At 66.2% G+C, this 23,054-nt stretch carries 17 protein-coding genes and 1 tRNA gene; 8 read left to right on the top strand and 10 right to left on the bottom strand.

All coding sequences use genetic code 11. The annotated features are described in order from the left end of the window. Positions 1–105: 105 nt before the first annotated feature. The gene (locus EDF38_RS14730) at positions 106–1,425 is read right to left on the bottom strand and encodes an NAD(+)/NADH kinase (RefSeq protein WP_199734756.1); all 1,320 of its coding nucleotides are present in this window, start codon (positions 1,423–1,425) and stop codon (positions 106–108) included. A 181-nt stretch (positions 1,426–1,606) separates the two neighbouring features. Between EDF38_RS14730 and EDF38_RS14735 the strand changes: the two genes are divergently transcribed. The 4 genes from EDF38_RS14735 (at position 1,607) to EDF38_RS14750 (ending at position 5,907) form a co-directional block, all read left to right on the top strand. Next, positions 1,607–4,090, top strand: a complete 2,484-nt coding sequence (locus EDF38_RS14735; RefSeq protein WP_123356681.1) for an ATP-dependent Clp protease ATP-binding subunit — start codon at positions 1,607–1,609, stop codon at positions 4,088–4,090. A 114-nt stretch (positions 4,091–4,204) separates the two neighbouring features. Further along, positions 4,205–4,738 carry an amino-acid N-acetyltransferase gene (locus EDF38_RS14740; RefSeq protein WP_123356683.1) on the top strand — a complete coding sequence of 178 codons (534 nt, stop codon included), beginning with the start codon at positions 4,205–4,207 and terminating at the stop codon, positions 4,736–4,738. Between the two features lie 62 nt (positions 4,739–4,800). After that, positions 4,801–5,469 (top strand): hypothetical protein, encoded by a 669-nt coding sequence (locus EDF38_RS14745; RefSeq protein WP_123356685.1) that lies wholly within the window; start codon positions 4,801–4,803, stop codon positions 5,467–5,469. Positions 5,470–5,472: 3 nt separating this feature from the next. Then, positions 5,473–5,907, top strand: a complete 435-nt coding sequence (locus EDF38_RS14750; protein ID WP_123356687.1) for a dehydrogenase — start codon at positions 5,473–5,475, stop codon at positions 5,905–5,907. A gap of 138 nt (positions 5,908–6,045) precedes the next feature. Here EDF38_RS14750 and radA read toward each other — a convergent pair whose 3' ends face one another. Together radA and EDF38_RS14760 are read right to left on the bottom strand one after the other, a co-directional pair. After that, on the bottom strand, positions 6,046–7,410 hold the full coding sequence (gene radA, locus EDF38_RS14755; RefSeq protein WP_123356689.1) for a DNA repair protein RadA: 1,365 nt from the start codon (positions 7,408–7,410) through the stop codon (positions 6,046–6,048). A gap of 55 nt (positions 7,411–7,465) precedes the next feature. After that, on the bottom strand, positions 7,466–8,341 hold the full coding sequence (locus EDF38_RS14760; RefSeq protein ID WP_148061507.1) for an SGNH/GDSL hydrolase family protein: 876 nt from the start codon (positions 8,339–8,341) through the stop codon (positions 7,466–7,468). A gap of 142 nt (positions 8,342–8,483) precedes the next feature. Between EDF38_RS14760 and EDF38_RS14765 the strand changes: the two genes are divergently transcribed. Continuing rightward, positions 8,484–8,573: transfer RNA gene (locus EDF38_RS14765), tRNA-Ser, on the top strand. A gap of 270 nt (positions 8,574–8,843) precedes the next feature. Here the strand turns inward: EDF38_RS14765 and EDF38_RS14770 are convergent. The 3 genes from EDF38_RS14770 to EDF38_RS14780 form a co-directional block, all read right to left on the bottom strand. Beyond that, positions 8,844–10,748 carry a hypothetical protein gene (locus EDF38_RS14770; protein WP_123356693.1) on the bottom strand — a complete coding sequence of 635 codons (1,905 nt, stop codon included), beginning with the start codon at positions 10,746–10,748 and terminating at the stop codon, positions 8,844–8,846. Further along, positions 10,745–11,614, bottom strand: a complete 870-nt coding sequence (locus EDF38_RS14775; RefSeq protein WP_148061508.1) for a hypothetical protein — start codon at positions 11,612–11,614, stop codon at positions 10,745–10,747. The genes EDF38_RS14770 and EDF38_RS14775 overlap by 4 nt, the downstream gene beginning before the upstream one ends. 578 nt (positions 11,615–12,192) lie before the next feature. Then, positions 12,193–13,107: a hypothetical protein gene (locus EDF38_RS14780; RefSeq protein ID WP_148061509.1), complete on the bottom strand. Its 915-nt coding sequence runs from the start codon at positions 13,105–13,107 to the stop codon at positions 12,193–12,195. 157 nt (positions 13,108–13,264) lie between these two features. Here EDF38_RS14780 and EDF38_RS16125 point away from each other — a divergent pair, with 157 nt between their 5' ends. Then, positions 13,265–13,540: a helix-turn-helix transcriptional regulator gene (locus tag EDF38_RS16125; protein ID WP_123356699.1), complete on the top strand. Its 276-nt coding sequence runs from the start codon at positions 13,265–13,267 to the stop codon at positions 13,538–13,540. Positions 13,541–13,553: 13 nt separating this feature from the next. Here EDF38_RS16125 and EDF38_RS14790 read toward each other — a convergent pair whose 3' ends face one another. From EDF38_RS14790 to EDF38_RS14800, 3 genes are all read right to left on the bottom strand, one after another. Further along, entirely contained in the window at positions 13,554–14,102 is a 549-nt protein-coding gene (locus EDF38_RS14790) for a hypothetical protein (protein WP_148061510.1), read from the bottom strand. A gap of 11 nt (positions 14,103–14,113) precedes the next feature. Next, the gene (locus EDF38_RS15745; RefSeq protein ID WP_148061511.1) at positions 14,114–14,578 is read right to left on the bottom strand and encodes a hypothetical protein; all 465 of its coding nucleotides are present in this window, start codon (positions 14,576–14,578) and stop codon (positions 14,114–14,116) included. A 262-nt stretch (positions 14,579–14,840) separates the two neighbouring features. Next, positions 14,841–16,397: a hypothetical protein gene (locus EDF38_RS14800; RefSeq protein ID WP_123356705.1), complete on the bottom strand. Its 1,557-nt coding sequence runs from the start codon at positions 16,395–16,397 to the stop codon at positions 14,841–14,843. A 1,230-nt stretch (positions 16,398–17,627) separates the two neighbouring features. Between EDF38_RS14800 and EDF38_RS14805 the strand changes: the two genes are divergently transcribed. Beyond that, positions 17,628–18,815, top strand: coding sequence for an AAA family ATPase (locus tag EDF38_RS14805; protein WP_123356707.1), 1,188 nt, complete (start codon positions 17,628–17,630; stop codon positions 18,813–18,815). 166 nt (positions 18,816–18,981) lie between these two features. Next, positions 18,982–21,336, top strand: coding sequence for a S8 family peptidase (locus tag EDF38_RS14810; RefSeq protein ID WP_158613391.1), 2,355 nt, complete (start codon positions 18,982–18,984; stop codon positions 21,334–21,336). 254 nt (positions 21,337–21,590) lie between these two features. Here the strand turns inward: EDF38_RS14810 and EDF38_RS14815 are convergent, their stop codons facing one another. Next, a complete protein-coding gene (locus EDF38_RS14815) occupies positions 21,591–22,991 on the bottom strand; it encodes an SIR2 family protein (protein WP_233572481.1) in 1,401 nt (466 codons plus the stop codon). Positions 22,992–23,054 lie beyond the last annotated feature (63 nt).

Genomic DNA, 23,054 nt, shown 5'->3' on the forward strand with positions numbered 1-23,054 from the left:
GGGAGCGGCCCTTCGTCATGCCCGGGCCGAGGTGGGCGACGAGTGTCCACGAACCGTCGCCAGCCCGGTCCGGGCGCGACCATCCACCCGCAGGCCTCGGCCGGGTCAGGACGGGACGTGAGCGTGGGAGGCGCGGTCGATGTCGTCGGGGTCGCTCGCGTCCTCGAGATCGGGCGCCGCGCCTCCGCGGGTCGCCGTGTCGTCGAGGGCGGCACCCTCGTCGAGGGCACCCGTCGCGTCGCCGTCGGCCGTCGACTCGTCGACGACCTGGTCGTCGAGCTCGACGTCGTCGCCGCGCGCGTCGAGCCCGACGACGGGGTCGCCCTCGGGCACCGCGAGCGGGCCCGGGCCGAGGCCGAGCGACGGACGCTTGTGCGCGGTGCGCGCCTTGAAGCGGGCGCGGACGTCGCTCGGGACGAGCTCGAGCAGCTGGTCCTCGCGCAGGGGCAGGTCGAGCAGGCTGAGCTTGAGGCGGCCCTTCGTCTGGTGGCGTCCGGCGTCGAAGCGGATGACCTGGCCGGCCTCGCGGCGCAGCCGCATCGAGACGACGCAGCCCGCGCTGACGTCGGCGACCACGCGGCCGTCGACCTCGAGCCCGGCCGACTGCGTGCCCGCACCGATCTGGAAGCGCAGCGCCTCGCCCGGCCCGAGCACGACCGAGCGGTCGATGCCCGACATGGGCGCGACGGGGGTGATCAGCGTCGCGGCGACGGCGGGGGAGAGCACGGGCCCGCCCGCCGCGTAGTTGTAGGCGGTCGAGCCGGCGCTGGTCGCCGCGATGATCGCGTCGGCCTTGTAGTAGCCGTAGGGGGTCTCGTCGACGACGAGGTCGGCCGTCACGACGCCCTCGCCGGGGCGGCGCGCGATCGAGACGTCGTTGAAGGCGAGGTAGCGGCTCTCGGAGCCGGACGTGGTGTGGACGACCTCGATCGCGTGGTGCGGCTCGAGCGAGAACCGCTTCTCGCTCATGCGCTCGAGGGCGTCGGTCAGCTCGGCGGGCTCGACCTCGACGAGGAAGCCCACGTTGCCGTAGTTGACGCCGAGCACCGGCACGGGCCGACCGGCCACGAGCCGCATGGCCCCGAGCATCGTGCCGTCGCCGCCGAGGGCCACGACGACGTCGACGCGGTCGCGGAAGGTGGCCTCGTCGACGAGCTCGACCCCGCTGTCGCGGCCGCCGTCGCCGGCGGACACCCGGTCGGCGTCGGAGGCCCGGGCGACGAGGGAGACCTGCTTGCGCGCCGCCGCGTCGGCGTCGCCTGTGCCTGCGCCGGCGCCTGCGCCCGACGCGCCGCCCACGCCGGCCGCCCCGCCGTGCGGGACGCTGCCGGGCACGCCCGCGGCCTTCCACGCGCAGAGGATGTCGATCGACTCGCGGACGGACTTGGTGGGGTGGGGGACGAGCCCGACGGTGAAGGTGCCCATGACCAGACCGTATGCGCCCCCTCTGACACCCGCCCGAGGACGTCGTCACGCCGCCAGCGAACAGGGGATGTGGCCCCCAGGGCCCGTGGTTACTCTCTCTGTAGAACCGGTCCCACCCCCTGCGGGCACCGGCCGCACAACGGTGACGACACTCCCACCCCGTCACCGAGGGAGCTAGAAGATGTTCGAGAGATTCACCGACCGTGCCCGTCGCGTCGTCGTCCTCGCCCAAGAAGAGGCGAAGATGCTCAACCACAACTACATCGGTACCGAGCACATCCTGCTCGGGCTCATCCACGAGGGCGAGGGCGTCGCCGCCAAGGCCCTCGAGTCGCTGGGCATCTCGCTCGACGCCGTGCGCGAGCAGGTCCAGGACATCATCGGCCAGGGTCAGCAGCAGCCGACCGGCCACATCCCCTTCACGCCCCGCGCGAAGAAGGTCCTCGAGCTGAGCCTCCGCGAGGCCCTGCAGCTCGGCCACAACTACATCGGCACCGAGCACATCCTCCTCGGCCTGATCCGCGAGGGCGAGGGCGTCGCCGCCCAGGTGCTCGTCAAGCTCGGGGCCGACCTCAACCGCGTCCGCCAGCAGGTCATCCAGCTCCTGTCCGGCTACCAGGGCAAGGAGGCGGTGGCCGTGGGAGGCGAGCAGCAGCAGGGCGCCCAGGGCGGCAGCCAGGTCCTCGACCAGTTCGGCCGCAACCTGACGCAGGCCGCACGCGACAACAAGCTCGACCCGGTCATCGGCCGCGAGAAGGAGATGGAGCGGGTCATGCAGATCCTCTCCCGCCGCTCGAAGAACAACCCCGTCCTGATCGGCGAGCCCGGCGTCGGCAAGACCGCCGTCGTCGAGGGCCTCGCGCAGGCCATCGTCAAGGGCGAGGTGCCCGAGACGCTCAAGGACAAGCAGCTCTACTCGCTCGACCTCGGCTCGCTCATCGCCGGCAGCCGCTACCGCGGCGACTTCGAGGAGCGCCTGAAGAAGGTCACGAAGGAGATCCGCACCCGCGGCGACATCATCGTCTTCATCGACGAGATCCACACCCTCGTGGGTGCGGGCGCCGCCGAGGGCGCGATCGACGCCGCCTCGATCCTCAAGCCGCTGCTTGCCCGCGGCGAGCTGCAGACGATCGGCGCCACGACGCTCGACGAGTACCGCAAGCACTTCGAGAAGGACGCCGCCCTCGAGCGACGCTTCCAGTCGGTGCAGGTCAACGAGCCGTCGCTGCCCCACACGATCAACATCCTCAAGGGGCTCCGCGACAAGTACGAGGCGTTCCACAAGGTCTCGATCACCGACGGCGCCATCGTGTCGGCGGCGAACCTCGCCGACCGCTACGTCAGCGACCGCTTCCTGCCCGACAAGGCGATCGACCTGATCGACGAGGCCGGGGCGCGCCTCCGCCTGTCGATCCTCTCGGCGCCGCCCGAGCTCCGCGAGTTCGACGACCGCATCGCCGGCGTGCGCGCGCAGAAGGAAGCCGCCATCGAGGACCAGGACTTCGAGAAGGCCGCCTCGCTCCGCGACGAGGAGAAGAAGCTGCTCGGTGAGCGCCTGCGCCTCGAGAAGCAGTGGCGCTCGGGCGAGGCCGGTGCCGGCGGCACGGTCGACGAGGGCATCATCGCCGAGGTGCTGGCCCAGGCGACCGGCATCCCCGTCTTCAAGCTCACCGAGGAAGAGACCTCGCGTCTCGTCTTCATGGAGCAGGCGCTGCACCAGCGCGTCATCGGTCAGGAGGAGGCCATCGCGGCGCTTTCCAAGACCATCCGACGCACGCGTGCGGGCCTCAAGGACCCGAACCGCCCCTCCGGCTCGTTCATCTTCGCGGGCCCCACGGGCGTCGGCAAGACCGAGCTGGCCAAGGCGCTCGCCGAATTCCTCTTCGACGACGAGGGTGCCCTGATCAGCCTCGACATGTCGGAGTTCGGCGAGAAGCACACCGTCTCGCGGCTGTTCGGTGCCCCTCCCGGGTTCGTCGGCTTCGAGGAGGGCGGCCAGCTCACCGAGAAGGTGCGTCGCAAGCCGTTCTCCGTCGTGCTCTTCGACGAGATCGAGAAGGCCCACCCCGACATCTTCAACTCGCTGCTGCAGGTGCTCGAAGAGGGTCGTCTCACCGACGGCCAGGGTCGTGTCGTCGACTTCAAGAACACGGTCATCATCATGACGACCAACCTGGGGTCGAAGGGCATCGCCGGCGGTCCCGTCGGCTTCCAGATCGAGGGCGACACCGCGACCGGCTACGACCGCATGCGCGCCAAGGTCAACGAAGAGCTCAAGAAGCACTTCAAGCCCGAGTTCCTCAACCGCGTGGACGACACCATCGTCTTCCCGCAGCTGTCGGGCCCCGAGCTGCTGCAGATCGTCGACCTGTTCGTGAAGCGCCTCAGCGACCGCCTGCTCGACCGCGACATGACGGCCAAGCTGACGGTGCCCGCGAAGGAGCAGCTCATCAAGGTCGGGTTCGACCCCGCCCTCGGTGCGCGCCCGCTGCGTCGTGCGATCCAGCACGAGGTGGAGGACCGCCTGTCCGAGCGCATCCTCACGGGTGACCTGACGGCGGGCGACCACGTGCTGGTCGACTACGTCGACGGCGAGTTCGTCTTCACCACGACCCGCCAGCCGGGCCGCGAAGAGGTGCTCGTGCTCGAGAAGAGCGACGACTAGGCACCACCCGCGGGCTCGTCCCGCACCACGCCCGAGGGCGGTCCGGCTCCGGCCGGGCCGCCCTCCGGCGTTCCCCCCGCCAGGAGGCGCGGGGCCGGTGGGTAGGCTTGCCCGATGACCACAGGCGACCAGCACGGCATCACGGTGCGCGACGCCGTCGTCAGCGACGTGCCGCACATCCAGCGGCTCTGCGAGCCCTTCGTGAAGCGTCGCATCCTGCTCGGCAAGGACCTCGTGACGCTGTACGGCGACGTGCAGGAGTTCCAGGTCGCGGTCGGCCCCGACGGGGTGCCGATCGGCTGCGGGGCGCTGCACGTCATGTGGGACGACCTCGCCGAGATCCGCACGCTCGCGCTCGACCCGGCGTGGATCCGCAAGGGGGTGGGGCACCGCCTCCTCGACTCGCTGGAAGGCGCCGCCCGCCGCCTCGAGATCGGTCGCCTCTTCTGCCTCACGTTCGAGGTCGACTTCTTCGAGAAGCACGACTACCTCAACGTCGGTGACGAGGGGCTGGTGCCGCCGGAGGTCTACGCCGAGCTCGTACGGTCGACCGACGAGGGCGTCGCGGAGTTCCTCGACCTGGCCCGCGTGAAGCCGAACACGCTCGGCAACTCGCGCATGCTCAAGGCCCTGCCGTCGCTCGGCTGATTCTCAGCGCACACGCCGCCGCCCTCACCGGCCGGGCCGCCGCCCGCGCCTAGCCTGTGCGCATGTCGACGTTCACGAATCCGACCGGGCCGCAGCCGCCGTCGGTGTACTGGCGTCGACGCGCGGTGCTCCTGCTCGGGCTCGTCGTCGTGGTGATCGTCATCGTGCTGATCGTCGTGCGACCGGGGTCGGGGGCGGAGCCCGGCGCGGCGACGACCACCACCCCCGCCGCCGAGGCACCCGCGCCCGAGCCGTCCGCGACCGGGACGGCACCCGCCGCCGACGCGACCGAGCAGGCCACCGACGCCCCGGCAGCCGGGGACGCCGCCGCGTGCGACGCGAGCGACGTCGAGCTGGTGCCGATCGCCGACAAGCAGTCGTACGCCTCCACCGAGCTGCCGCAGATCTCGATGTCGATCACGAACACGGGCTCGACGGACTGCGTGCTGAACCTCGGGTCGTCGCAGCAGACGTTGACGGTGTCGAGCGGCGAGGAGCAGTACTGGTCGTCGAAGGACTGCCAGGTCAACGGCACCGACCAGGACGTCACCCTCACCGCCGGCCAGACGCTCACGACCCCGGCGATCGCCTGGGACCGCACGCGCTCGTCGGCCGACACCTGCGACAGCACCACCCGCACCCCCGTGACGGGAGGAGGCGCGACCTACCGCCTCTCCGTCAGCGTCGGCGACATCACGTCGACCGAGACCGCCCCCATGATCCTGAACTGAGCGATGACCGACCCTGCTTCCCCCCGTTCCGAGGCGCTCGAGCTGGCCCTGGCCAGCCAGGACGTCGCCGCCGTCGCGTTCGCGCTGCGCCACGACGTGGTCGTGGTGCCGAAGCTGGTCGTGCCGCCGGCCGACGCCTCAGCCGACGCCTCAGTCGACGCCGACTCGTCCGAGCCGGTGTTCGGCGCGGCCGAGCAGGTGCGCGTCTTCGGGCGCGAGAACACCGACAAGCGCATCCTGCTGCTGTTCTCCTCGAAGGAGGCGTACGCCGCGATGGTGCCGGACGACCCCGACCTCGAGGTCATGCTCTACGACAGCGACGCGCTGCGGGCCTTCATGGAGGTGCACCTCGACGTGCTCGAGCAGGTCTTCTTCGACATCGCCGGGCCGCACACGATGGCGGCCGCGCCCGAGGACCTGCTCAAGGCCCTGCGCTAGCCGCTGGCGCGGCCGGGCCGCCGCCGGGCTTTCGTCCCGAGACACCGTCGACGGGACGGGACACGCTCGGGCCCGGGCGTGCATCGTCCCCCGGGCCGTGTTTCCTGGCCGCCTGCGCGGGTCAGGCCGGCAGCCTGGCTAGAACGCGCCGTCGAGCTCGCGTTCGCGCGGCGTGGACGCCGCGCTGAAGGCGAGCCGCAAGGCCTCGCGCAGGTTGCCGCTCTCGGAGTCGACGAGCTGCGTGAAGCCGAGCCGACGGGCCTCGGAGGCGCGCTGCTTCGGCGACGAGACGGGTCGGATCTCGCCGGCGAGGCTGATCTCGCCGACGGCCGCGAGCGTGTGCGGGAAGCTCTTGTCGCGGCTGGCGCTCGCCAGGGCCAGCGCGATGGCGAGGTCGGCGCCGGGCTCGGTGATCTTGATGCCGCCGACGGTCGAGACGTAGACGTCGGCGTCGCCGAGGCGGATGCCCGCGCGGCGCTCGAGCACGGCGAGCAGCATGGCGACGCGCGACGAGTCGACACCGTTGACGACGCGTCGGGGCTGCGGCGTGCTGCTCGCGACGATGAGGGCCTGAACCTCGACGGGCAGGGCGCGACGCCCCTCCATGGCGACGGTGATGCAGGTGCCGCTGACGGGCGGGCCGCCGCGCGACATGAAGAGGCCGCTGGGGTCGGCGACCTCGGCGATGCCGTCGCCGGTCATCTCGAAGCAGCCGACCTCGTCGGTCGGGCCGAAGCGGTTCTTGTGGGCACGGATGAAGCGGAGCGCGGTCTGCCGGTCGCCCTCGAACTGGCACACGACGTCGACCAGGTGCTCGAGGAGGCGCGGGCCGGCGATCGTGCCGTCCTTCGTCACGTGCCCCACGAGCAGCACCGGCAGGTTGCGGTCTTTGCTGACGCGGATGAGCGTCGACGCGACCTCGCGCACCTGCGAGGTGCCGCCGGCGATGCCGTCGATCGACGACGACGAGACGGTCTGCACGGAGTCGACGATGACGAGCTGCGGGTCGACCTGGTCGATCTGCCCGAGGATGACCGAGAGGTCGACCTCGGCCGCGAGGAAGAGGTTGTCGTGCATGGCCCCGGTGCGCTGGGCGCGCAGCCGCACCTGCGAGGCGCTCTCTTCGGCCGTGACGTAGAGCACGCGGGCACCGGTGGCCGCGGCGCGCGAGGCGACCTCGAGCAGGAGGGTCGACTTGCCGACGCCGGGCTCGCCGCTGAGCAAGATGGCCGCGCCCGGGACGATGCCCCCGCCGAGCACCCGGTCGAACTCGTCGATGCCGCTCGGCCAGTAGGCGACGCTGTTCGCCTCGACCTGGGTGATGGGGCGGGCGACGCGGTCGGTGCCGACGGTGACGGCGGCGGTGCCGCGGGCGCTGACGAGGGCCGAGGTGACGTCGACGACGGTGCCCCACCGTTGGCACTCGCCGCACCGGCCGGCCCACTTGAGGCTGGTCCAGCCGCACTCGGTGCAGCGGAAGGAGGGGGAGGTGGAGCGGGCCATGGGTCCAGGGTAGGTGGACCCACCGACAGAGGGGGCGCCTCCGGACGGGGTGGGGTCAGTCGGCGGCGAGGGGTCCGGTGCCGCGGCGGGAGGCTCGTCCGGCGGCACGTTCGGCGGCCCGGGCCGTGGTGCCCGCGGCGGCCGAGTCGTGCACGGTGGCGTCGGCGTCGGAGACCGCGCGGTCGGCGGCGATGCGGGCGACGCGGGCCGCGATGGCGGGCTCGAAGGCCGAGGCCCAGACGCGGTAGCCGCGGTCGTTGGGGTGGAAGAGGTCGCCGGCCGAGTTGCGGTACGTGCGGAGGAAGCCCTGCGCGCGCGTGGTGGCGTAGAGGGGGGCGACGGTGAGGCCGTGCTCCTCGGCGACGCGGCGGAGGACGGCGTTGGCGTGGGCGACCTTCTTCTCGCGGTCGGGGATCCACATGCAGGGCAGGTCGGCGACGATCGCGTGGCTCGGCAGGGCGGCGTAGACGTGGCGGATGTTGCGCTCGAACGCCTCGGGGTCGTAGTCGATGATGTCGTTCGCACCGATCGCGCAGGTGACGATGTCGGGCTCGTACTTCTCGAGCTTCGGCAGCTGGTCGCGGCGGCAGAGCCAGGTGGTGGCGCCGCTGACGCTGAGGTTGACGACGCGCAGCGACGAGTGGGTGGCGGCGCGGAGGCGGGTGGAGAGGCGGCCGACGTAGCTGCGTCCGGGGCTCGAGGCGCCGATGCCCTGCGCGGCGGAGTCGCCGAGCGCGACGTAGAGCAGGGCGCCCTTGTGGTCGAACCGGGCGCGCCACCAGGCGGAGTGCACGGGCAGCAGGTCGTTCAGCTTCGCGGCCTCGGCGCGCTGGTGGCGGGCGAGGCGGCGGTACGTGGCGAAGAGCGCGGAGCCGACGGCGAGGGTGCCGGCGACCCCCGAGAGAGCGGCGAGCGACGGGCGGAGAGGCATGAGCGGAGAGTACGCCCGGGCGGCCACGCGTCCGCTGCGGGTCGGCTGCGCTCCCGCTGGGCGACACGGGGAGGCGCGGGTCGGCCCCGCTGCCTCGCTCCCGATTTCGACAACCCCCCGCGGATGTACTAATCTCTCTCTCGGTACCGTGTCCGAGCGGCCGAAGGATCATGTCTCGAAAACATGTGTGGGGGAGACTCCACCGTGGGTTCAAATCCCACCGGTACCGCCAAAGGGTTGTTTGCGCTTCGTTCGAAATTCGTTTGCGGAACTCAGCCCGAGAAGAAAGCCCCCGAGTAGTTCGGGGGCTTTCTTCCGTTTCGGGCCTAGAAGCGCTTGCCGAAGAGGGTTTCGAGGCTGTTGAGCGGCTCTTTTCGAACCATCGAGGGCCCCGTCGGCTTAAACGACGAAGCGGCGCGCCCTTGTGGGCGCGCCGAATTACATCGTGAGCGTTGGGGTAGAGCTGAAAGCTCGGGTGTTGTGTCTTGGAACGAGCCTGGGCCTACGTTCGCGGAGGTGGGTCGTCGGCGGGTCCGCTCGTCGGGAACGGGGAGAGTTCGGGCCGGACGTAGTCGGCGCGGTAGTTGCTCATGCCTTCGGCGTCACGACGGCGGGTGCGCCGGGCAGGCGTCGGCGTCAGGCCTTTCGCGACGCGGCGGTCGCGGTCCTTCGGCGCTCGGTGCTTGGCCGCCAGGAAGGTGACGATCTTCCGGATGTTCGCGGCCGTCGCGAGCATGGCCAGAAGGAACTGCTGAGCGGCAAGACCTCGCAGGCGCCGCGCGCTGGAGTCGGCGATGCGCTCGGGGCCTGTCTTGATGAATGCGTTGAAGCTCTCGATGCTGTTGCGGTCGCGGCGGTAGGTCTTGGACCATTCCTTGCTGCCGTAGGGCAGCATCTGGTTCATCTTCTCGCCGTCCTCTGGGCGCACGGTGATTGAGGTCTGGCAGCAGACCTTGTCTTTCTGCTTTGGGACGTTGCCCTGCAGCACCTGCCGGCGTTCCTTGTCCGGGGATGCACGCTTGTCGAGCTGGCGGAGAGGGCACTCGACCGTCGCACTCGGGCCGAGGGCTGGGCAGCGCATCTTCACGTTGCCGTTGGCGTCGGGACCCTCCTTCTTGTGGAGTCGGTATGCGTCACGCTCGTCGATCTGCTGGGACCACTCGACGTTGTCGATCTCCTTGTTGTTGCGCCGCACCGTCGCGTCGAGGAGTCGCTTCGGGGTGCCGGGGCAGAACTGACCGCCCTCGACGAGCTTGGCTCCACCGACCTGGCCCCGGACACCGGTCTGATTCGCGCGGTTGTAATCGAAGACGAGGCCGACGCCGAGCTCTCTCATCGGACGGTGGAAGTCCTCCATGGTGAGACCCGCCGAGTATCCGAGGTCGGACGAGAGGCGCGCGATGTCATAGCCGCGTTCCTGGATGTTCTTCACGAGCTCGACGGTGTGGAAGCCGATGCCTTTGTTCGGCGTAGTCAGGCTTGCTCCACGGATCAGCTGTGGTGCTTCGGTGGGGTCACCTGATGGGTCCTCGTTGACGTCGATGATGAGGTTCGCCGTGTAAGCGAGCAGCCACCGGCTCCGTGCTTGCTTGACGCTGGCTTTGCCGTCCTCCTTGGTGTGCTTGCTGAAGACCCGTTCTTTCTCGCCCTTGTCGATGGGGTAGAGGTCAGCCTCGAGCTCCATTGCGTACTTCGGCTGTTCTTGGTCTGTGCCTGCGATGAACATGGGCTGCTCGACGCCGTTCTCCCGCGGCCAACGATTCTTCTGGCTCGGCGCACGCAGCACCGTCTGGTCGACGGAGAGCGCAAGACGCTGACGCCGCACGGCTCGAGGCAGGTTCTGGGCGGTGGCCTCCAGCAGCGTGTTCGTGAAGGTCATGCTGCGCTCGTGTGCCCGGCGTTCGATGTTCTTGTCCCGGAGCGCGTCCAGGCTGCTCCGCTCCTCGTGAGTGAGGAGCCGGCGCGGTGCCGGCCAGGCATCCCAGAGGTCGATGATGCGGTGCATGGCCCGCCATGCCAGGAAGTACCAGTCGTTGGGCTTGTCGTTGTCGTACAGGTGAGCGATGCCGAGCTCGCGACGGGCTTCATCGTCGAGACGGTGTTCAAAGACGCGGCCCATCTCGCGCACGAAGATCATGGACTGCTCCGACAGGAGCATCATCACCACGGTCAGGATGGCCAGGTCATCGATCTTTGCCTTGGCGCCGCCCGGAGCTTTCTTCTGGCGGTCCTCCGCGCGCCAGGTCGCGAGGAGCTCGATGACGCCGGATGAACGGAGGAAGGTCATCCACTCTCGGGCGTCGGCGCCGCGGAATTTGGTGGTCTTGGTCGATCCGCTGATGATTCGGTCGGCTGTGTAGATGCCGTTGAAGAACTCCTCGTCGTGGAAGGAAGATTCGCCAGTCACTGAGTCGCTCCCGTTGAGCGGAGAAGCGCGTGAAGCTCAGCCTCAGGCATGACCTTGGCCTGTGGCGCGTATCGAAGGAGCGACGAGACGTTCTTGAATCCGGCCGCGTAGACGATGCTCGCTAGGGGCAGAACGTTGATCTGGTCCACGATCCAGGTGATGCGAAGGCGGCGAATAGCAGGGCCCTCGTATCGGGCGCCGTAGTGCATCAGCGCGATCTCCCGGGAGGACTCCTTGCGGTGAGGAATGACCGCATAGTCATCGTCGTCAAGGCCCTCGAAAGCGAGGTCCGCGTAAGAATCCCACCCGATACGGATGGGGATGCTTCGCGGCGCCTTCCCGGTCACGCGGACGACCCAGCCAGCCGGAGTGCGCGTCAAGTCTCGGCCACGGACCGCGGCGATCTCGGTCGCTCCGAGGCCTGCGCCACCGGCAAGCGCGAGAAGCCCGTATGAATCACGGCGGGCTCGGTCGGTGGACCTCGACGCGGCCCAGCTCTCGAAGGCGGGAAGCTCTGCAGGTGAGAAGGGTCGTATCTCCCGGCTCTGCTTTCTAAGGCGGTGAGGAGACGGTTCGTAGCCGAGCGCTTCAGCGAGGTTCAGGAGTCTGGCTTCGGCCAGCTGCTGCGTCTTGGCGCTGGGGTAGGTGCGTGCGAAGCGGTAGATCATGGACGGGTAGAAGAGGTCATCGCGGCGCAGGTCCGCACCGGCCTCGTGGAACGCCCACACGACGTACCGGCTCGCGAAGGTCAGGAGGATCCTCGTGTAGAGCATGTCGTGAGGTTTAGCGTCGAGGACGCACGCGAGCGTGAAGTCCCGAACGGGCAGCCACTTGGTCGGGGCGATGCGGCGCGGGTGGTATCGCAAGATCGCCTCCTGAAGCTCCAGCGTGGCGTGGTCATTAGATTGACCAAAGTGTGCTACTGCACGCTCGAGTTGGGAAGGGGGGAAAGTCGCAGGCTGTGTCTCGTCAGGGGTGGTCACGAGAGATGGACATGAGACAAGACGGGGTCATCAAGCAGTCATATGCGCTCTTAGCGCACATCTAAACTATCGGGGTGCCCGATCCACGTTTTGAGCCGCGGTCGTACCTGCGTGAGCCAAGCCGTTTCGGTCGCGACCCTGAAGCTCAATGGGTCTCGACGGTGTCGTTCTCGTCAGGCCAGCTCGACCAGTGGGGTGCTTCGCGCATCCAGCACCGCCTCGCCTGCAGCATCAGAGCCGCAATAGCGACGCGGTTTCGCTCGGTCGGGAACTACGCGGCTGCGTCTGGGCAAAGCCCTGAACGGTTGGGGCGTCTCCTCAGGGGTGAGGTCGTGATGCGTCTTGAAGATGTGGCCAGCGCCCGTCGCCACCTAGGCGTCTGAGCTGGCCTGAGCGACGTGGGGTGTGCTGGCTGTGTCTCGGCCAGAGCGCTGCCTCGGCTCATGCTGGAGCGGCAGTCGTCACCGGAGCAATTCCCGCCGCGGGTCGTCGTCCGACCTCGCGACATAGGGCAGGAGTCGGTCGAGCGCTTCGGCCGACTGCAAGCCGGCGACCTCGAGCAGGAGGTCTAGGGGTGTCCCGCGTCGCAGGTGTTCGACGATCCAAGTCGCGCGCATGCGTCGTGATTGGAGTTCGACCGACGGACGCGGAATTCGACTGACGAAGTCGGTGACGAGATTGATGTTCCCGCCTCGCTGCCCACTGCGGAATGCCCATCGGGATGCGGCCCTGGACGCCGTTCGGCGCGTCAGGAGGGGCGCCCACTGGCTGAGTACCGGGACGTCTCTCGCGTCGTCACCCGACACGTGCACCACGACGCCCCGATCATCTGTCGTGACGTCCGCAAGTTCGAGATCGATGATCTCCCGCCCCGTCAGTCCCGCCCCGAGGCCCAGAGCGAGGAGCGCACCGGCGCTGGTCGTCCGTTCCTCGTCGTGCTGGCTACTGGCCCACGACAACAACGAAGCCACCTCGCTCGGGGTATACGGACGTGACGCCTCAGCCTTGCCTAGGGCTCGGAATGTGCCGGCAGCCTCGTCGCCCAAGAGTGCCTCCGACGTGCGTCTCAGGCGAGCGCGCAGGGTGTTTTTTCCGGCCCTGCTGTACTGCCCGAGGTGATGTTGCACGAAGCGGTTGATGAACCTCGGGTCGAAGACGTTGTCATCTTCGAGGGGGACGCTTGCTGTCGCCCAGGCGAACAAGGCGAGACGGGAGACGGCCGGGTAGAGCTCCTTCTCGGAGTACGGCGTTCTGGGGGCGGTGTCTCGAACGACGCGCTGCACGTAGGGGCGGATGGCGTCCCACTGATCAGCGGGCATCTTCGGCGTGTAGTCGTAGTGAGCCGCGGCCGGCGCCTCGGGCTGTCTCTCTGCCATGCGCCTCACCACCTCGAGTTGCCGCTCGCGGCGTTCGTCAGCCCCATCGCTCACCGGCACTCATCTCCAAGCTCGAATGTGGTCATTACAATGACCAATTTGGGACACGTTCGACGGGGCGGCCGTGCGCTCGAGCCGGCACGCCTAGCCTTGCGGCATGGGTAGAACAGCGCGCGCGAAACCAGCCGCGCTAGCTCCGTCCCCGTGGCCGGACGTCCACTCGGACGACCCGATCGGGGAAGTGGCTCGCAGATTCGCCCAGAACCTTCGTCAGGCCGTCGGCAGTCGCAGCATCCGGTCGGTGGCCGAAGCTTCAGGCGTCACCCATACGACTCTTTTGAGCGTCCTGGCGGGCCAGGTGTGGCCGGACCTCGAAACGATCGCGAAGCTCGAGCGGGGGCTCGGCGTCGGTCTATGGCCACGGGGCCATTGACGGCCGTCTTCGGTCAACTTCCCGGGTTCTTCTTCCCCTTCGCAGAACTCGTCTCCGACGGGGGTGAAGCCGTCTCAGGAGCGTCCACCATGGTCACCTCGCTTGCTTTTGGTATCCGCGAGAAGCGCTGTCGGTCGAGAGCGGGCAGATCGGCGAGCCACGTGGCTCCACGTGCGGCGAGTCGTGCTCGAAGCGATGTGCCTGTGATGCCTCCTTCTAGGTCCGTGATCGGTGTGGCCTCGAGCTGGAATTCGCCGAGCTTCAAGCACAAGCTGATGTAGGCCAGGTAGGTCTTCCTCACATGCGCCGTCAGGGACACCGGGGCGTCATTGGTGCTTTCCTCATGAAAGGCCTCGTCGGGCGAAATCCAGGTGACCGAGGCCTCGTGCTCGCCGGCCTTCGCGCTCAGGCCGTGGATGGCGCCTTCTGGGTGAGCGCGCCAGATGACCCTCGGGTTGACGGTGTCGGTCAGCGAGTCGCTCAGGTCGAGGACACGGCCTTGCGCCGTGACGATGCCAAACGCCTTGCTCTTGGGAGGAATCGCCTCATTTTCTGCGCTCATGGTCATAACTATTACCACTTCGACCGGCTTCGTGCCAGGATCGCGACGACATGAAACGAGGTGGTGGCATGCACGCGATAGGCCTGAGGGACGGCCAGGTCGAGATCACGGGCCTGAGCTCGAGCCCCGCGAGCGTCGCCGTGTGGCGAGCGGACCCCGGCCGCGAGATCTCCGGGTGGCACTTGGACACGGTCGACCTGAGCATGAAAGACGGCAGGCCCTTCGGGTACGTCACCTTCGTAGAACCAGGGGCCGGCCGTGAAGCTCAGGTAGCCGTTCGTTGGGATCATGTGCACGACCAGCTCCAGTGCTTCGCAACGGACCGGAACATCGGCAAAGAGCGAGGCGAACTCGAGCGGGACGTTCGTCATCGAGTTGGCGCGCTGATGGCTGCCTACGCCCAGCTGGGCCTGTCGATCGCAACTAGTTACGTTGCCGCCGAGGCATTGCGGACCGCGGCCAATCTGGCGCCCCATCGCTAGCTGCTCTCAGCCCCCGGGTACGGGGAGAGCGTGGTATCGGAGTCCGGACCGCAGCGCCCCCGCTCGTCGGAGAGCCGAATTGCGGTCAGACTCTTTGAAGCCAACACAAAGGGGCGCGACTGCCCATGGCGTCGTCAAGTACGCCTCGGTGAAGAAGCGAGCCGGGGGCTTGGCCCAGCAGAGCGACTGGGGCGCCGAGTCGACGAGCGTGGCCCGGCGCGGCATGAGAGAGGGCGGTGCCACGGTTTGGGGCCGTTCAGCGGCGGATCTTGTCCGTCGAACTTGACGGAAGGTGTTCGCCTATGTGGCCGATGTAGATGCATCCGTCGTTAGAGACCTGGTCGTAATAGTGGATTCGAAGCTTTTGCTGCGCTGACCAGCTGTGCGGCTTGAAGTGAGACCACATATGCACGTGCCCAGTAAGGTCGACCTCCTTCGGCACGGGAAGGAGGCGATGATCGCCGAATCGCGCGCGGGTGTCGCTTGTTTCGTCTCGGGCGTGCTTGTTCGGTGGGACGTGGAACCGGTCAGCAGGACCGGATTCGCAGAACGCGTGCACGCTGCTGTCCCACACCCCATCGAGGCGCGACGCCCGGTAGGCAGCCATAGTGCCCAACGCGTCCCAGGCCGCGCGGAGCCCGGCTTGGTCGAGGTCGAGCGCTTTCACCGCTTTTACCGTCCGTAGGTTCCCGGTGATGACGAGTTGGTGGGTGGCGAGTCTGGGATCGGTGAGGAGGGCGTCCCAGTCGGCGGGGCTTGAGCCGAGCGGGTTCGCCGGTCCGTTGTCGTCCACCCAGCTGTACGCGTTCGCTGGGTCATGCTCGATCACCTTGCTGCGTAGGAATGCGGCCTCCCGGTTCTTTGCCGCGAACTGCACGTCAAGGCGATCCCGTTCTCGGGTGACCGCAGCAGCATCGGATCGTTCGCCCTCCAACGTGTCCTCCAGCAACTCGACCTTGCCGCGGAGTTCGTCGTTGTCCGAGAGCAAGCGCTGAACCGATTCTGCGTCCGGCACGGTTCGTGTCGCGGCATCAAGTAGTTCGAGCAACGTCGACTCGAGGAGATCCGGCAGGCCGAGGAAGTCTTGCAGCTCCATCAGCTGGCGGAGAGCCTCTGCTCGCGCGGAATTTGCGGTCGCTACCTCGGTGCGGAGCGCGACGATGACATCCGCCGAGAGGTCTTCCGCCGCTACTGGCGCTACCGCGGGAACGGATAGGCCAATCGTATCGACCATGGTGGGCTTCAACGCCGGTCGCGCAGCCTGTCGGGCTGCGACGCGTTCGCTTAGCGGCACGGCATTTGGTTCGACCGCGGAACGGAGCCGCTGCGCGGCGGTGCGGTCGAAGGCCCTGTTCCACTCTCGAACCGTCGGGGGCAGTGGCTTCTGGTACTGACGAACGAACCGCTCGACGGTCCGTTCGATGTCAGCATCCAGTCCGGCGAGGGTCCGCGTCGTCAGCCAGCGCGCCGCGGCTTCAGTGGCGGGGTCGTCTAGATCCACGTCCGGTGGGTAAGTCCGTAGCGTCCCAGCCCCCACGGCACGCCGACCGTGCAGAGCGCGAAACTGCTCAGCGGAGATTGGGTCGAGCGAGACCACATGTGCGATGCCCGCGCATCGTCGAGTCCACCGGCGCACACCCTGCATCCACTGTTCGAATTCGATCCCGTCGATGGGTGCGGCGACAAGGACCGGGAGACGACGAGTCCGGTCATCAATCAGTTCCTGAAGCTCCTTGAGCCCGGCGTTCGATACGTGCCGCACACCGGTGCGGACGGGACCAACATCTGAGAGATCAACGACGTCGAGGATCATGTCCGCGACCTTCGGTTTCGCTGCCCGTCGCCGGTCAGAGGAAGCCGTCCGGACGCTGACCCATCCTCCACTCGGGCCGTCCACAGCGACGATGGTCACAACAAACGTTGTTCCCCGATTTGTGTTCCACGCGCGGACCCGGACCCCGTCCTCGCGTCCTGCGCGACGGTGCAAGACTTCGACTCGGCGTGTTGGGGGTGAGCCGACTGCTTCGCCTTCGACACCCGGGTCAATTTCGACCCCGAGCTTGTCTCTACTCCACGCGGCCACCTCGTCGAGCACGCGGCGCAACCAGTTGCTACTGCCCTGGGTGGTCCAGTACGCCTGATAGTCGTGATCCGCAGGTGCGGCAGTCTCCGTTTGGCTAACGTCCGTGCGCTCATCCGTGGTCGTCACTGATCCACCCTTCGCTTAGTGAGAGAAGCTTACCTAGGGAAGGTGTCGTCATGCGCTGGCTCCCTTTCGGTTCTCGGCATCGATCCCAGCACGGTCCGCTGATGGTCACGGCCATACCGGCCCTATGCGGGCACGTCGGCCATGTCCGGCATCGACGTCCTACCTCGCCACCGGTTGTGCACTACTCGCTAACCGTTTCCGCCCCCGGGGTACAAAGCTGGTTCAGGCCGTTGACTCGGCATCGTCGGACCAGGTGGACGGATGCTTCACCTTCCGGATCAGCGGCAGGGGGATGCATCACGGGAACTTTTCGTCTCTCCCAGCGGCTCATGACGTCAAACGCGTCGCTGACATCGCGGTCGCCGCAAGGTGCTGCCTCCAAGTCCACAAGTGGACGCCCGCTGTGCCCACTTCTGGGGCGACAGGCGGGGCGGGGCATCCACCTCGACCTCCACATTTACGCTCGGGCGGCTCTAGCCGCCCCGCTCACCCGGTGGCGGCCAGGTTCTGCCGGCGCCTCCACTTCTCGGGGTCGTTCGCCTGCTCGCAGAGGGGGTTGGAGGAGGGCCGAATAGCGACCGCCGTGGTCGATCCAAGGCTGCTCGTCAGGCCTGGTGAGTTCGCAACTAACGCGCTATGTCGTTCCGGGCGAGCCCTTGGTTCCACATCGCATTGCGCACCTGCTTGATCGTGTCCGAGTGGACGCGAGAGGCTCATTCTCGACGTTTGGGCAAGCCCAAATGAGACCCAAGTGGGTGTGTGGCTGTCTCTCGTTGTGCGCAACGTGTCCCTCAGCTCGTCAGAAATGTCTGATCGGGGTCTTACTATGTCCGTATGGAGCACTTCTCGATCGTCAAGGCCATCGGCCGCGCCGCGCTGGCGGCGGATAACCGGGAGGTCGTTGCTCATCAGCTGGTTCGCCTCGAGGCCGCGCTTCGCAGTTCTGGTGACGGCGACGCTGATGCCCTTCAGAAGATGATTTCTGCCGCTTCCCGCCCTCGCCGAGCTGCGCCAAGCCGCGTTGCTCGAAGCGCAGTCTCCGCGTTGGAACGTATGGCGGTGGGTGTGCCGGTGCCGGTTGATCCAGAGAGCGCGGCCCCGCTTGCGATGGTTGTGTTCCCTGAGCAGAACACCGCGAGTCGACCTATCTTCAACGACGTCGTGACGGAGATGGTGCAGTCACTGACCAAGGAATGGGATCATCAGGAGCAATTACTGCAGGCTGGCCTGCATCCGTCATTGACCGCGTTGGCCTACGGCCCGCCCGGGACAGGAAAGACATCGCTCGCGCTTTGGCTCGCCAAGGAGCTAAATTTGCCGGCAGTTGTTGCCCGTCTTGACGGTCTTATCAGCTCTCTGCTCGGGACAACAGCGCGCAACCTCGGCTCGTTGTTTGAGTTCGCAAACAGGTACGAGTGCGTCCTCATTCTCGACGAGTTCGACGCCATAGCGAAGCTTCGAGACGACCCCAACGAAGTTGGGGAGATCAAACGAGTTGTGAACGCGCTCCTACAGAACATGGATGGACGCGCCGCGATCGGCATCACTCTGGGATTGACCAACCACGAAGCGCTCCTTGATCCAGCAGTTTGGCGTCGGTTCGAGGTGCAGGTGCCGATCCCCGTACCTGCCGTTCCCGAACGAATTGCCATTGTCGCCGCAGCTTTGGGCGACACCCCCGGCATCGAGGCGGAAGCGAAGCTCATCGTCTGGATGACCGATGGCTTTTCAGGGGCGGAGGTGACCACGGTGTGCAAGAAATGGCGGAAGCGCCAAATTGTGGACGGTCTAGCCCGCACCGACGCAGTGCAATTGATCATGCAGGTCACGGCTTCCACTGCAGCGCGTTTTGGTGCAGCGGATCGTCCTGAGTGGCCGAACCGTGAAGCTCTCATCGCCGATCTAGTCCTGAGTGACACTCTTCACTTCTCCCAGGGTGAACTGGCACATTTGTTCGGCATCAGCACCAAGACCGTAAGCCGCCTAGTGAATAAAATTCAGAGCGAGGATGGCAATGCCTAACCAGCCAGTCCAGATCGTCACAAACCCGCAGCGGCTGACGCAACGGCGCGACAAACCGTCCCCAAATTCCGCCGGTACCGATTTTTTCGCAGGCAATGACGCTGGATTTGCTCGCCATCAGGTGCGGTTGACGACGCAACTCGCCAGCATCATTAGCGCACTAGAAGTGCCTACGTACATGAATGATTACAATGGCTTGGGTTTTGTAATCGTCAAGATGAGTTCCCAAGCCATCGCTAAAACACACCGGCCGCAGATACGCCTGTTCAAGAAGAATGCAGTTCCTCATGTGGCCACGCGGGGCATTGGAGAACCAATCTTCGCCTGTACCCCGGAGACGCTTCGTGGAGTCCTTGAGCGGCTCCGTCAAGCTGAACTCAGCGTCGGTACCAAAACGCTAAAAACTGGAGAGATCGTCGCGAACCCGACGAGAGCCCGGTGCGAAGCGTCTGCAATCGCGAGCATTGAGCTGTGGTCTGTCGCAGACAAGCGTGCCTTCGATGCTGAGGATGGGGTTGCGTGGCTGAGTCGGTCCGGGTCGGGTGGCAGATACCACGTGGAGCTCTTCCCATTTGGTGGGGTGTCAGCACCGGCATCTCTGACACGTGCTGGCCAGAGCGCAGCGCGAGCGCTCGAGAACGACCTCACCAACGTCTCCGTTGACATAAATGCGCAAGCGGCTCGCGGGGTGGGCGGCCCGCTTGCTCTGTCTGTGGCTGTGCTTGAACCAGGCGTCCCCGGGCGTACTGAACTCGGAATCACACTCGAGGAAGTCGGAACCGCGCTTCGAAGCCGCGGGAACCCAGCCCCCAACGTCGACGTCGACGAACATGCGCGTGTTCTCAACGCTCTCGAACGCAACCCGCTCGTACGCTCCATCACGCTCCCGCCGCTCCCCTCAGCCACGCAGGGAGAGGCTGCAGCCACCGGCGCCCTGGCCTTGCCCGTCCTCCCGGGCCCCGACGAACAGACCCTGCCGATCATCGGTGTACTGGATGGGGGCGTTGGGTCCGTGCTCGACCCTTGGGTTGTCGACCGCTGGACGGTGATAAGTCCATCGGACACGGACGCGGAGCATGGCACGTTCATCAGTGGCCTCCTGATCGCGGCAGGACCGCTTAACCCGTCGCTTTTGGATTCAGCACGTCCGGCCTGCCGGATACTGGACCTTAAGGTGTTACCAGCGGACCCTGGAGGCACTGGTGTCAACTTTGGCCGCTACTACCCCGGTGGAGCCGCGGAGTTTCTCGACGAAATTGAAGACGCTGTCCGAGATGCCAGGAAACGGTATGACGTCCGAATATTTAACTTAAGCGTAAATTTTGACGGGCCCGGCGACGACGCGCGTTACGGCTTCGCGGCGCAGCGTTTGGACGAGATAGCGCGACAGCACGACGTCATATTTGTGATATCCGGCGGCAACCTTGTGCCAAGTGATCAACGTGCCGAGTGGGGTACGAATCCTGACCGAAACCTTGCTGCGCTGGTTCGGGAGACAAGGACGACGGTCTCGGAACCCGCTGAGAGTTTGTTTAACCTGTCAGTAAGTGCGTTGAACCCACCTGGTATTGGTGGACAGGTGCCCTATGCCCTCACTAGGTACAGTCGAAGAGGGCCGGGGTTGCGCGGAGCTACAAAACCAGATCTTGCGCATATCGGCGGTAGCGGCACGTACGACAGCGTCGCTGGTTACGGCCTGGTCTCAGTCGATGAGGCCGGAGCGGAAGTCACGGACTGCGGGACCAGCTTCGCGGCGCCCCTTGTCGCGCGCGAGCTCGCTGACCTCGACGTCGCCATTCAGGGGGATGTGCCCCGTGAGGTGCTCCTGGCTCTCCTGATCCACGAGGCGAGAATGCCGAAGCAACTTCAGAAGGGGTCAATCGGTGCAGTCGCAACCCAGCTTGCAGGTTTCGGCGTGCCCAGCCAGACGCACCACACTCTGGAGCGTCCCGACTCGGAAATCGTAATGGTCTTTAACAGCACTGTGCTGCCACGCGAGGAGCACAGTTTGGACTTCTCCTGGCCGGCTGCCCTAACCACAAACGGTAAGTGCCGCGGGTATGCCCGGCTGACTTTGGTTGCGCGGCCGGTTCTTGCCTACGAGCACGGGGACGAACGTATTCGCGTCAACATCGACGCTAAGCTCATGCAGCAAAATGAGGATGGCGGGTTCAACAATGTGCTGAAGCCTGTCCACAACCCCAACGCCATGGCCAACCCAAAGACCGAACGCGAACGGCTGCGAGAGAATCACAAGTGGCAGGTCGTGAAGAGGTTCGAGACGGCCAACATGCGTGGACGTGGCAGCAGCTCGACGTGGCGGTTCTTTGTTGAGTACCTGACCCGCGCGGAAGAGCCGCTCCCGATTAAGGGCGTCGAGTTCGCCGCGGTCCTCACGATTTCCGACCCCAAGGGCGTCGCACCGGTTTTTCAGCAGATGCGACAACAACTAAACGCACGAGGGGTGCAGACCACTGACATTCGGGTCGGAATTCGCAACCGAGTCAGCACGCGAATCTGACGTGCGGGACCCGGAGAGATGCGTCGGAACCACTGTCGGCTCTGGCGGCCCCGTGGCCCGAACCTTACTTCTTCTTGGACTGATCCTTCTCGGGGGAAGGCGCCGTCTTCTTGGCCTGAGCGCTCGCGCTGCTCCGCGTCACATACTTGCCGGTCGTCGGGTTTACTCGGACGCCGCTGACGCGGTATGCCCCGTTCCCTAGGCTCTGAAGTGAGTAGCCGTTTGCCATGTCTGTCTCCTGCCTAATTTGGAGTCTACGTCCTGGACACGGATCCGGTAGATGCAACGAGCCGTTCGCCCCAGTCGACCGCGATGTCAAGTGTCGTGTCCATCCACATTGCCGTCGACTGGAAGTAGGTCTCGGCGCTTCCAGGCAAGCCAACGCTTAGGACGGCTGACGCGATTCCCGGAAGGCCGTCGAGTTCCACGCGAATTGGGGTGGCAAAGACGGTACCCCAGCGACTCGTCGTTCCCTCTTGCAGGTCCTGAAACACCGTCGCTTCGGCGCCGAGCGCACGGCCCGCGATCCACTGGCTGTCGTGACCGCTAGGCACGTGGCGCACATCGTCGATGGAGCGGAAGCAGCGATCTTGAGCTGCGTAACGAGCAACGTTGCCTTGCCCGTCTGCGATCCATAGCGTTGCGTTCAGGCGGTCGACGTTAAACGCCGTGCAGAGCGAGGTGGCGTCCGAAAGCAGCTGATCTGAGTACGCCTGCTGCAGGTCCTGAAACGAGTCGACATGCGCCTGCCACAGAGTGGCAGCTCGCTCCTGCGGTGCGCGGTAGCCGGGTGCATGTAGATGCCGCAACTCTCGAATGATCTGCGCGGCATCCGAGTGGTCTTCGAGGATCACGGGAGTAAGACCCGCTGCGCTCCACTGATCAGCCAACGCCTCCTTGATCTGGTCGAACTCCGGCCTTGTGACGTGAAACGATTCCCTGGCCAGAAGTACCAACGCGTTCGATGCGTCGGGAGCGGCCAGGGCCACGTGTAGCCAACGCCGAACGTCGGGGTCGCGGTAGGACGTTCCTGCGATCACGATGGCCCCTTTCTTGGCGCACGCGATAAGCAGGCGTTGCTGCCACGAATCCGGGTCTCCTAGCAGCTCGTTAAAGTCGGAAAGGGTAAGCACGACATCTTGGCTCTCGCGCACTGATGCAACGCCGTGGAGGTGATGCACCGGAATCGTTCCAGCAGGCCGTTGGTCGTCGATTCGGGGCTCAGCAGTGACCGCATCGCCAGCTTCGTCGATTGCATCCTCGATAAGCGTGTCGAAATTCAGGGTGATAACCGTGGACTCTCCCAAATCTCCGGCCAATGCGTGGCTTGCTGCCGCAATGTGCAGAGGTGACGGGGACAAGTCGTTGAGATTCGAATAGAGCGCTGCTCGAACGTATTGGTCCCAACGCTTCCCGAGCCGCCGGCGTGCCGCTTCCGCTACGAGCAAAGGGTCTTGTCGATTAACCAACAACCACGCGGCGTCCTGATCGGGAACTGACCCAGAGGCACGAAGGAGCCGGACTGCTAGCTCCTCCCACCCGGGCAAGCCTGACGCTGCTGATGCGCCAGCGCCGAGCAATAGCGTGACGTGTTGGTCACTTCCTGAGTCACGGAAGGAGCCCATCGTTGCAGCGGTCAAGTCGGGCGCGCTCACAGCATCATGCTGTCACACGAGCCACGCTCGCGGTTTCCGACGGTGGCGAGCCTCACGCTTTGT

It is taken from the genome of Frigoribacterium sp. PhB160 (assembly GCF_003751785.1).
Classification (GTDB): domain Bacteria; phylum Actinomycetota; class Actinomycetes; order Actinomycetales; family Microbacteriaceae; genus Frigoribacterium.

Excerpts from the sequence above, each read along its gene's own strand:
- EDF38_RS14730 (WP_199734756.1), bottom strand. The coding sequence starts at position 1,425 with ATGGGCACCTTCACCGTCGGGCTCGTCCCCCACCCCACCAAGTCCGTC.
- EDF38_RS14735 (WP_123356681.1), top strand. The coding sequence starts at position 1,607 with ATGTTCGAGAGATTCACCGACCGTGCCCGTCGCGTCGTCGTCCTCGCC.
- EDF38_RS14740 (WP_123356683.1), top strand. The coding sequence starts at position 4,205 with ATGACCACAGGCGACCAGCACGGCATCACGGTGCGCGACGCCGTCGTC.
- EDF38_RS14745 (WP_123356685.1), top strand. The coding sequence starts at position 4,801 with ATGTCGACGTTCACGAATCCGACCGGGCCGCAGCCGCCGTCGGTGTAC.
- EDF38_RS14750 (WP_123356687.1), top strand. The coding sequence starts at position 5,473 with ATGACCGACCCTGCTTCCCCCCGTTCCGAGGCGCTCGAGCTGGCCCTG.
- radA (WP_123356689.1), bottom strand. The coding sequence starts at position 7,410 with ATGGCCCGCTCCACCTCCCCCTCCTTCCGCTGCACCGAGTGCGGCTGG.
- EDF38_RS14760 (WP_148061507.1), bottom strand. The coding sequence starts at position 8,341 with ATGCCTCTCCGCCCGTCGCTCGCCGCTCTCTCGGGGGTCGCCGGCACC.
- EDF38_RS14780 (WP_148061509.1), bottom strand. The coding sequence starts at position 13,107 with ATGGCAGAGAGACAGCCCGAGGCGCCGGCCGCGGCTCACTACGACTAC.
- EDF38_RS16125 (WP_123356699.1), top strand. The coding sequence starts at position 13,265 with ATGGGTAGAACAGCGCGCGCGAAACCAGCCGCGCTAGCTCCGTCCCCG.
- EDF38_RS14790 (WP_148061510.1), bottom strand. The coding sequence starts at position 14,102 with ATGAGCGCAGAAAATGAGGCGATTCCTCCCAAGAGCAAGGCGTTTGGC.
- EDF38_RS15745 (WP_148061511.1), bottom strand. The coding sequence starts at position 14,578 with ATGGGGCGCCAGATTGGCCGCGGTCCGCAATGCCTCGGCGGCAACGTA.
- EDF38_RS14800 (WP_123356705.1), bottom strand. The coding sequence starts at position 16,397 with ATGATCCTCGACGTCGTTGATCTCTCAGATGTTGGTCCCGTCCGCACC.
- EDF38_RS14805 (WP_123356707.1), top strand. The coding sequence starts at position 17,628 with ATGGAGCACTTCTCGATCGTCAAGGCCATCGGCCGCGCCGCGCTGGCG.